Source organism: Fusibacter sp., from assembly GCF_057447755.1.
On the sequence record NZ_JBVBZF010000124.1, the window covers coordinates 1 to 10089 of the forward strand.

Sequence of the window (10089 nt, forward strand, 5' to 3'; positions counted from 1 at the left end):
GGTATGATGTCGTATAACGATGATATGATTAGCTTAAGTCCTAATGATTGGATAGATCATGAGTATAGGAGTGAAAATACAGTTTACCCTAGTATTAAACTTGAAAATGAGCTATTCACAAATACAGGAAATATAAGAAATACGAGAAATACAAGGTATACGGAAGATATTCATCAAATCAAATTGATCAAGAGCAATCGTATTTACGCTAATTTAAAGCACTTCATATCAAATGACCTTAAAAAGACATTTCATATTCAAAAGTCACAGGCGGATTTTTTCGGCAGAAAGAATAAACATGATGTTGAAAGTGAAGAGCCTTATAACCAAGTCAAGGCCAATGATTTTGATATTGAACTGAGTAGATTTAAGGGTTTGGTTTCAATCTATGAAACAAGTCAAATGATGTATAACAAGATCATTAGCTTATATGGTCAGAGACGACCACAGCTCAAGCAAGAAGGTATATCAAACGCCCATGAGGTCTTAACAAGTATAGATAAGACCTATTTAGACCAAGATAATTCAATATTTAAGACGTCATTGTTTAGTGATTTAAATAGGATTATGAGGAAGCAAATAGGTAAAAGCCGTGAACACATGAGCTTTAGGCAAGATGGAAAAATTGAAAATCTTAATTTCAAGCTTAGCCAAGTCCTAGAACGTCAAATTTTTGCCCAGCAGAACATGGTAAGTCAGAGCCAAGGCACAATTGATGAGATTAATAATTCAAATGGTCCATTGACCTTATTTCAAGACAGAAATATGCGGTTTGCCAATCAAATGCTTGTACAGCAAACTTTAATAGATCAAGTTACTACTGAAATGAATGACCAGGTAAAAGCTAAAATAAGTCACAAAATTGATCATAAATTTGATAAAAAATTTGATAAAAAAATAAGTGATAAAATCAATAACGATATTTTAGCCAATAAGGCCATGATGGATAATCAAGCGGAGACTGTTTACACCAGTTTTAACTTAAATGTCCAAATGGACACCAGACATCAAATTCAAATGACCTTAAACCAGTTGAAAAACAATCAAGCTAAGCTCACAGGCAAGCATAAAATAGGCCTTTTAAACCAAGGTAAATCCATAAGCTCCCAAGCCAATTTAAGGGCTGAGGGAAACAAGACCATCAAGTGGTATTCAAATCGGTGGACAAATGCGATTACATTAAAGAATGAGGCTTCGAGAATAAAGCTTTCCATCAATCCTAAATACCTTCAGGAATATGTTAAACCCATTCTCAACAAGCCTATGGCGACTACAATTTTAGAGCCTGAAAGTCTTAGAAATGACGATTTTAATGAAGCTGATAAAAAGACAAGTACTAAGGTCAAGGGCAGAAAACGCAAAAAAGCAGACAAGAAAAGAGCAGACCTGGAACACCAAAGACAAGTCGAGCTGGCAAATATGCCTCAAATGCCCGTCCTCCTACCTGCATACACCTATAAGTCATTAAGGGCGTCCTTGCAAAAGCTGGATGAGGTAAAGGTTCATCATTACAACAGTCAATTTGAACGACGCTTCACGAGGTCAAAGGAAGTTAAATTAAATGGCGAAGTAGAGCGCACAATCCGTTCCATTATAAGAGGCAATAAGACCATACAGAGAAATCTTCAGGTCATCCATGAAATTAAAACACCGACTAAAATAGCCAACAACCTTCAAATGCGTCATGAAAACATCAAGCGACAAACCCAAGTACAAATGATGCATCAAACTGAACAGAATATTCAATATGAAGAAAAAGCGGTTATGCCTTTGGCATACAAAACAGTGGAAAAGGAAATCATACGTGAAATTATGGCATCACCAGAAATGGAAGCCCTCAATCAAGTTGTCATAGAACCAAATGAAATTGAAACCACTTTGAATACACCACCATCCCAGCCCCAAGTCAATATAGATAAGATTGCAGATCAAGTCTATAAAAGGGTGACTGAGCGTATAGAACGGGAGCGCAGAAGAAGGGGATTATAGGAGGTAGCATATGGCACTTAAGAAAGCCAAGATATCCATATTGGGAGAAAAGATCAAGGAAGAGTTCGACTGTCTTTTCAATCCAAGTGAATATAAAATCACAAATGAAAAAACCTATTCATGGGCAAGTCCAATCGGTGTTGACCAGCCTGTCAAGCAGTACAAGGGGAGCACTGTGCCAACACTTGATATTGAGCTGTTCTTTGATACCTATATGACGCCTGATGCTGAGGATAAGAAAGAGGATGTTCGAAAATATACCGACAAGCTTTTAAAGGCCATGTCAGTAGATGCCGGACTCCATGAGCCGCCAGAAGTGAGAATTGTTTGGGGGTCTTTAGATTTTCAAGGCGTTATCAGTAAAGCGGTTTCTACTTATACTATGTTTTTAGAATCCGGTAAACCCGTGAGGGCCAAGGTCTCTCTAACCGTTCAAGCCACCGAGACCATGGAGGAACAATTAAAGAAGACCCCTCTTGAATCACCAGACCGAACCAAACACCGCAGGGTCAATCAAAACGAATCCTTATGGATGCTTGCAAGTCAAGAATATAAAGATCCAAGAATGTGGAAAATCATCGCAAAAGAAAATAGAATAGCAAATCCACGAAATCTCAAGAGTGGGCAAGTGATGAAAATTCCTTCCATTGACTAACTAGGGGAGGCAAAATGGGTACTTTAAAATATGATGATCTCTCAAAAAAATATTTAGAATTCGATGTGCCAACCTATAAAATCAAAATTGATGGCAAGGAATTGCCTCAATCTGAGATCACGGTTTCTAACATCGAGGTCAACATCAGTACGGGCTTTGAAGCCAGTATGTGTTCTTTTGAGGCTTATGAACTTTATGATATTGATGAGCGGTCCTTTGATGCCAAACTCATGAAAGACTTTTTCGCCTTGGGAAAGGAAGTTGAAGTTTCACTTGGCTATATTGAAACGACACTGGTCTTTAAGGGCTATATTGAGACCGTCAAAGCAGTATTTTCCGAGTTTAGTTTTCCCTATATTGCAGTGGAATGTCTGGATGTAAAAGGCCTCATGATGCATGGTAACAAATCCGCTGCCATGAACCTAGGCAGCTATACAGATGCCGTTAGTAGTATACTCGGAAATTATGGGTCGCTGGCAGGCACAAAGACTGTGGATGCCAGTACAACACTTGAAAGAGAAATTCAGCAAAACAAAGAAACGGATTATGCTTTTTTATGTCGAGTGGCAAAGAGCATCAACTACGAATTCTTCGTACTTCAGGGTAAGGTCTACTTTAGAAAACCGGCCTACAGTGATATGACACCCCAAATTTTATACGAATGGGGGCAAATGCTCGTCTCATTCAACCAAACGAGAACCCTTTCAAAGTATGTCAACAAGGTGACCGTTAAAGGCTATGATGATGTTGAGCATAAGATGATTGAAAGTACCGCATCTGCACCCGAAAAAATTGGCGCTGGAAAAACCAAGCCCGATAAGTTTTCATCACAGTTAAAGTCCTCGGTATCCGTGATTGTGGATATGGAAATTAACACGGTGGAAGAGGCCAAGGAAAGGGCTGAAGCAGAGTTAACTCAGCGGAGCTTCAACTTCATAACAGGCTATGGAAAGTCTGTGGGCCTTCCAGAGCTAGTACCAGGTAAATACATTGAAATCAAGAGCTTTGATGGCGATGTGGACAATAAATACTACGTAACAAAGGTCGTTCATAAACTAAGTGATGGTGAATATACAACAGAATTTGAAGCAGGAGTGAATATGCTATGAGTATGTATGACTTATTTTTCGATACAAATGAACGCAGTGACAATCGCATGTATGGCCTAACCCTTGGGATTGTAAGCAACACCGAAGACCCAGATGGACTAGGCCGCATAAAGGTAAAATTGCCACTTAGAGATGATTCTGAAACTGAATCCGCTTGGGCAAGGGTAATCGTCCCTTTTGCAGGCAAGGAAATGGGGGCTTATTTAATTCCAGATGTTGGTGATGAAGTGATTGTGGCCTTTATTGGGGGACAACTTGAAAAACCCCTTATCGTAGGTGGCGTTTGGAGCAAGAATGTAAAACCACCCATGGGCAATGAAGAGGGTAAAAACCTGACAAAGATGATCAAGACCAAAAGTGGCCATGAGCTCACATTCTTTGATGAAAAGGACAAGGGTAAAATCACCTTGAAATCTTCTAAAGGTTATCTTGTGGAGATGGATGAAGAGAATAAAAAACTGACGGTAAAAGATCCTGATGGGAAGAATAAGATAGAAATGTCAACGAGTGATGGCAAAATTGCCATTGAAGCAGAGAAAAAAATTGAACTTAAGTCGGGCGGGTCCAGTATCATCATCGATGGCACTGGCAACAAGATCTCGATCAAGTCAAATACCATAGAAGTCAAAGGCCTACAGGTCAATGTCAAGGGTGATACGACCGTGAAGCTTGAATCTGGAGCAACTATGGAAATTAAAGCCGGTGCGATTTCACAAATCAAGGGCAATCCTGTGTCAATTAACTAAAAGTCTTTAAAATAAAGGAGGTTATGGCATGAGTGATCAATTCGAGTCCTTCTTAGGGCGTGGTTGGAAGTTTCCTGTAAAAGTAGATGCACAAACCGGCAAGGTTCTAACCTCCGAATACGAAGAGGATATCGTAGAAGCCATTAAAATCATCATAAGCACACGTAAAGGCGAACGCGTCATGCGACCAGACTTTGGCTGTGACATCTTTAAGCACCTCTTTGACGTAGTGGATTACACGCTGCTCAAGCAGATGGAAAATACAGTGAAGAATGCACTTATTGCATGGGAACCTAGAATTACGGACATTGAGGTTGAAGCTATCGTAGATCCAAAGTCAGCAGAGCGCGTTGACCTCCACATTGCATATGTGGTAAGGACCACAAACAATCCATTTAACTTAGTCTATCCGTTCTATATCAATGAGGGGAATATCTAATCAAGACCCTTGAAAGAGGTTAAATCATGAACTATTTTGATCTTAAGAATATGACCAGAGCCCAATTGATAGAAACCTTAGAGACACTCAGTAAGTCTTATACGCCTGAGTGGCATTTTGATGTTAAAAATCCTGATTTAGGATCAGCATTGGCCTTAATCTATGCGGATATGATGTACGAGACTGTAAAAAAAGCGGAAATGATGCCTGATAAGCACTATATCGATTTCTTAAATCTACTCAATCCCGTTCAAAAGCCTTCAAAAGGGGCAAAAGGCTATGTCACCTTTACCTTGAGTGAAGGGACCAAGGAGGGTGTTGGGATTAGTGCTGGCAAGCAACTCGTGGGTGAGAGCGATGCTGAGGAAACCCTTATTTTTGAGACAAGAGATGATTTGATGATCGTGCCTTCACAGCTAGAGAACTTGATCATGGTCAACTCTGAAACGGACGAAATAGACCATTGTTATGATCTTAATCGAGACGATGTCCTTAATCCGCTTTACCTTGTACAATCACCTGTTTCAACCAATCTTCAAATCCATGAACTCATTATCTCTCATGAGGATGCCTTGATGGTAAAAAATGCCCTTGGCATAGAAATTTACATAAACGACCCTCAAAACAAGCTCAGAAGAGACATGACACTTGGACAATTATCTGATAAATCGCAAGTGGAATGGCTGTATTTGAATAAAGAAACATGGCTGCCATTTGAAGAATATGTCGCCACAGATCACGGCATTATGCTTAAAAACAGCAAAAGTATAATGCTGGAAACACCGGAAATCAAATTAAAAATGAAATCTGCCACAGAACTTATTTGTGATGAAATAAAAGTCAATCCAATTTCAAACATCATTAAACCGGACCAGCTTTACTGTAATGAGATTGAACTTCCAGAAAAGGATTTCATGATGTTTGGTACGCAATTCTTTGCCTATGATGCCCTTTACATAGCCAGTAGAGAGCTTTTGACCAAGAAGGGGAGCCATGTATCCATATCCTTTGAGTACCTTTTAGAGCCCCATAAAACACCTTTTGACTTACCACCACAGAACATCAAATGGAAAAATGTCCTTAAGAAATCAGATTTAAAAGACCCTGTTGTGAAAAAAATCATCATATCAGACTTAATCCTTGAGTATTGGAATGGCGTAGGTTGGTCAAAACTCGAAACTGAAAACTTCAATAGAAAGATGTTTGCAAGTGATCATGACGAACCCATCAAGGAAACGATTTCATTTATCTGTCCAGACGATTTGATGCAAACAACTGTTGGCGCTTATGAAAACTACTGGATTAGACTACGAATCCTAAAGGTTGAAAATGCGTATACAACACTTGGTGATTATATAGCCCCTAAGCTTAGATGGCTTAAACTGCATTATGTTTATGACAATCATGGGGTTTTACCTCAGGCAATCCATCGCCATGAGTTTATGACCTATGAAACCCTGTCACTAGACAAGAAACCCCTAAAGCTCTTTAGCGATTATGGTGAGTTAGATGCCAAAGCCCTTTATTTGCAATTTAACCAACCCCTATTGGGAGCACCCATTAAACTGCTCTTTGATATTGGGACCATCACAGGTCTTGAAAGCAACCTATTTAAATGGCAGATGCTCAATCGAGTTGCCAACAAATTAAAATGGGTGGATATAGATGTTGTGGATGATACAAAGTCCTTTCATGAAACAGGCCTTGTCACTTTAATTGGAGATGAAGCCCATGCAAAAGCAAGACTCTTTAGCAAAGAAGGCTATTGGCTTAGAGTGATTCAGACAAAACCGGGAACCTTGCCTGTTCTGTTAAAGGGCATTCATTTAAACAGTGTCAATGTGACACAGATGGAAACCAAACAGAGTCAGTACTTTAGTTTAAGACAACATGAATATCATAAAGAAATGAAACTCAATTATGAGAATCTAGAGTCATTGTCCGTTTGGGTCAATGAGTTATCCATCCCAGTGGAAGATATCAAAAAAACCAAACACCCTTATGTGCAAGAGTTCAGCGTAGATGGCACTCTGGAAGCACTTTGGGTTAAATGGCTTCCATATGACAGCTTCTCAGAAATGGGACCTGAAACCAGGGGCTATGTTTCAAATTGCTTTGAAGGCAGTTTGCAATTTGGTGATTCAATCCATGGCTACTTGCCAGAGGGGACGCTGGAAAACAACGTCCGTGTGGACTATATGGTCAATCTAGGAGAATACGGCAATGTTGAGGCTTATGAAGTCAAACGCCTTGCCCAATCCATTTCAAATATCAATACCGTTTTTAATCCTGTACCATTTCAAGGTGGACATGCACCTGAATCCAGAAAACGCGCCCTCAACCGCATCTCTGAAGCCATCCATCACAGGGGTCGTGCCCGATCAACAAGGGATTTTGATGCATTGATTCTTGCCTCTGAGTATGACATTAAGGAAGTTTTAACGCTTTCAGGCATAGACGCGTTTGGCAGACCTTCCATTGGAAAAGTAACTAGTGTAATTTTGCCAAGATCAGAAGCCTATATGCAAGATTACTTTAGGGCTTTAAAAGAGAAAATTAAAATGCATCTCCAAGATAAATTACCGAGCACTTTAAAATTTGGCTATAACTATTTCATCATAGAGCCTATGTACGTCACCATAGATGTCCACTTTAAGGGTAGAATTCAAGACGCATCAGATTATCTACCAACCTTCAACGCTGTTGAACGTATCATTCAGCTTTATCTTGATACACATGCAGGCAACAAAAATGGACAGGGCTGGCATATAGGCGACTTACCAGATGAACAGTATTTACTCAGTCAAATCCAGTTGGTAGAGACTTTAAAGGATATAAACTTGTTGGTATTGAATGCGAAGATTCAAGATGGGTATCAGTTAAAGGAGATTGCCATCAAGGACTTAAGGCAATATCCACACATCGTCATCAAAAACGGGAACCATGCCATTTCACTTAAATAGCCATAGGGAGGTACATCATGATTAAAAACCTTAATCTTGATGATCAGAATTTCGATATAATCGTGGAGAACGCCAGAAAAGCCATACGGAAGTATGCGCCATATTGGACGGATGAAAACGCCCATGATCCGGGCATAACCATGATCGAACTCTTTGCATGGTTAAAAGAGATGCTCCAATACTACATGGATCAAACCACAGAGCCACTTGAATATCAATTTCTCAAGCTCTTTGGCATCAGTCGAGATTATGGGGCACCTGCAGAGGTGATTGCCAAGGTTTCACATATGGAAAACGCAGGTGAATTGCCATACAAGACTAGATTTTCAAAAGGTCGCTTTAGCTTTGAAACCATAAGACCTTATAAGATAGACCCCTCAAGCATCAGTGATGTTCTTACCGAGGAAGAAAATGGTCGCCTTAAATCAGTCTATAAGGTAATCGACAATGGCCTTACCATTTATCCTTTTGGCAAAGTACCCACAGTAGACAAGAGTATCTATATAGCATTCGATGCCCCTCATGAAATCGGTCAAACTTATGAGCTCTACTTTAAAATGTATGACGCTTATGAGATCAAGCGCAATCCCATTGGCAAGACAAACGACTTTATTTCCCTAAGTCAAGTGGAGTGGTCCTATAAAGCTGACTCGGGTATTTGGGAGCCTCTTGAGATCAAGAAGGATGAAACCTATGGACTTTTAACTAGCGGTTTGTTAACCTATGCACTAAAAGACACCATAGCCCCAGCGAATGAGGGCTTTCAAATAAGATGTAGGTTAATCGCAGAGAATTATGATGTGCCGCCGCGGGTGGTGAATGTCTATAACCGTATTATTCAGCTAAAACAGACAGAAACCGTACCAACACTTTTATTTGATGCCACAGGATTTCCAGATCAAGTCTTAGAACTGCCTCATGAGGATATTTATTATCCGAGCATCTGCCTATCGGTTTATGATCCCATATTAGGGGAATGGCAAGCCTGGAAGGCAGTAGATGCCCTCCATGAAGCCGGAAAGGAAGACTTGTGCTATACTTATGATCCTCAAAACCACAGTATAAGGTTTGGCAACAATAAAAACGGTCGTATCCCTGAGAAGGGCGTTGAAGTCATAAAAATCGACCATCTTGAGCGTTCGCTCCTTAATCATGGCAATATTGCAATCGATACTTTAAGCTCAGATTCAGGTGAAATCCTTTTAGAGAGCTTGACCAATGCAGTTGGTGGCAGACCTATAAAGACACTTGATGAAATGAAAGCTGAATTGTATGATCAAATGAACCGTACAAGTGTTGCCGTTACAGATGATGACTATGAAATTATTTTAAAGAACACACCAGGCTTGATGATTGAAACCACAAAGTGTTTGCCACTTTATAGACCAGGTCTTCAGGATTATCCAAATCGACTTGTGGATAATGAAGTATCCGTTCTGGTGGTGCCATATCCTCAAAGCCGGTTAAATAAAGGCTACATTCAAAATCTGAGAAAAGAAATTGAAAAGCACCGAATGATTACCACCGATGTTCATATCCTCAATCCAGTTTATTATGAGATCGGTGTTTATATGGAACTCAAATCCAGCCATGATCATAAGGTCATGGAGACCCTCATAGAAAATACCATTAGGGCTTATTATAAAAATGACTTTGGTCAGAATGTATCAAAGAGTCAGTTTTATCAGCTCTTATCAGAGATACAAGGTGTCGAGACCATTCACAGCATTAGACTTTCGAGCATGCAGCCACTCTCAAAGACAAAACTTGGAGATTTAGAGATACCGCCATTTGGTATCGGTGAAGTTCAGAAAATTGAGATTGTGTGGTTGGAAGATTAAGGAGGCATCACTTTGAACTCATTTTTAAGAATAGAAACAATGAGAGAATGGCAAAAAGGTTATTGGCAAGACCTGTCCATAGATGAAAAAGGTGTCTCCCTTAACCATGGTGCAGGGTGTTATATTGGTGCAATCATTGATACCAATGAATACGAACACCAGTGGCAAAGGATACGGATACACCGTGAACCACGTGTGGAATCCAAAGTGATCTTCTACACCGTGGCTCTTGACCAGCTATTGGTTCAAGATGGTAAGGTCCTGATTGATGTTAAAGAAGCCATCGAGAAAAAAGCCCTCGCGCCATATTCCTTGATTGAAAAACTAAAGCTTTTGAATCCTCAAAA

Annotated in this window: 8 protein-coding genes; all 8 read left to right on the forward strand. The window is 39.9% G+C overall.

Annotated elements, in window-relative coordinates; translation table 11 throughout:
* Positions 1–1989, forward strand: a 1989-nt coding sequence (locus tag AC220I_RS13340; protein WP_486724340.1) for a hypothetical protein, incomplete at its 5' end; no start/stop codon positions are given.
* A gap of 10 nt (positions 1990–1999) precedes the next feature.
* Positions 2000–2644: a CIS tube protein gene (locus tag AC220I_RS13345; protein ID WP_486724341.1), complete on the forward strand. Its 645-nt coding sequence runs from the start codon at positions 2000–2002 to the stop codon at positions 2642–2644.
* Positions 2645–2658: 14 nt separating this feature from the next.
* On the forward strand, positions 2659–3753 hold the full coding sequence (locus tag AC220I_RS13350; protein WP_486724342.1) for a phage late control D family protein: 1095 nt from the start codon (positions 2659–2661) through the stop codon (positions 3751–3753).
* The gene (locus AC220I_RS13355) at positions 3750–4499 is read left to right on the forward strand and encodes a phage baseplate assembly protein V (protein WP_486724343.1); all 750 of its coding nucleotides are present in this window, start codon (positions 3750–3752) and stop codon (positions 4497–4499) included. Before AC220I_RS13350 ends, AC220I_RS13355 begins: the two co-directional genes overlap by 4 nt.
* Before the next feature lie 28 nt (positions 4500–4527).
* Complete coding sequence (locus AC220I_RS13360) at positions 4528–4938, forward strand: GPW/gp25 family protein (protein ID WP_486724344.1); 411 nt, start codon at positions 4528–4530, stop codon at positions 4936–4938.
* 26 nt (positions 4939–4964) lie between these two features.
* A complete protein-coding gene (locus AC220I_RS13365) occupies positions 4965–7901 on the forward strand; it encodes a hypothetical protein (protein ID WP_486724345.1) in 2937 nt (978 codons plus the stop codon).
* Positions 7902–7918: 17 nt separating this feature from the next.
* Positions 7919–9742: a baseplate J/gp47 family protein gene (locus AC220I_RS13370; RefSeq protein WP_486724346.1), complete on the forward strand. Its 1824-nt coding sequence runs from the start codon at positions 7919–7921 to the stop codon at positions 9740–9742.
* 12 nt (positions 9743–9754) lie between these two features.
* The coding region (locus AC220I_RS13375; RefSeq protein WP_486724347.1) for a hypothetical protein at positions 9755–10089 on the forward strand (335 nt) is incomplete at its 3' end.

Coding starts and splice junctions, on each gene's coding strand:
- AC220I_RS13345 (WP_486724341.1), top strand. CDS start 2,000: ATGGCACTTAAGAAAGCCAAGATATCCATATTGGGAGAAAAGATCAAG.
- AC220I_RS13350 (WP_486724342.1), top strand. CDS start 2,659: ATGGGTACTTTAAAATATGATGATCTCTCAAAAAAATATTTAGAATTC.
- AC220I_RS13355 (WP_486724343.1), top strand. CDS start 3,750: ATGAGTATGTATGACTTATTTTTCGATACAAATGAACGCAGTGACAAT.
- AC220I_RS13360 (WP_486724344.1), top strand. CDS start 4,528: ATGAGTGATCAATTCGAGTCCTTCTTAGGGCGTGGTTGGAAGTTTCCT.
- AC220I_RS13365 (WP_486724345.1), top strand. CDS start 4,965: ATGAACTATTTTGATCTTAAGAATATGACCAGAGCCCAATTGATAGAA.
- AC220I_RS13370 (WP_486724346.1), top strand. CDS start 7,919: ATGATTAAAAACCTTAATCTTGATGATCAGAATTTCGATATAATCGTG.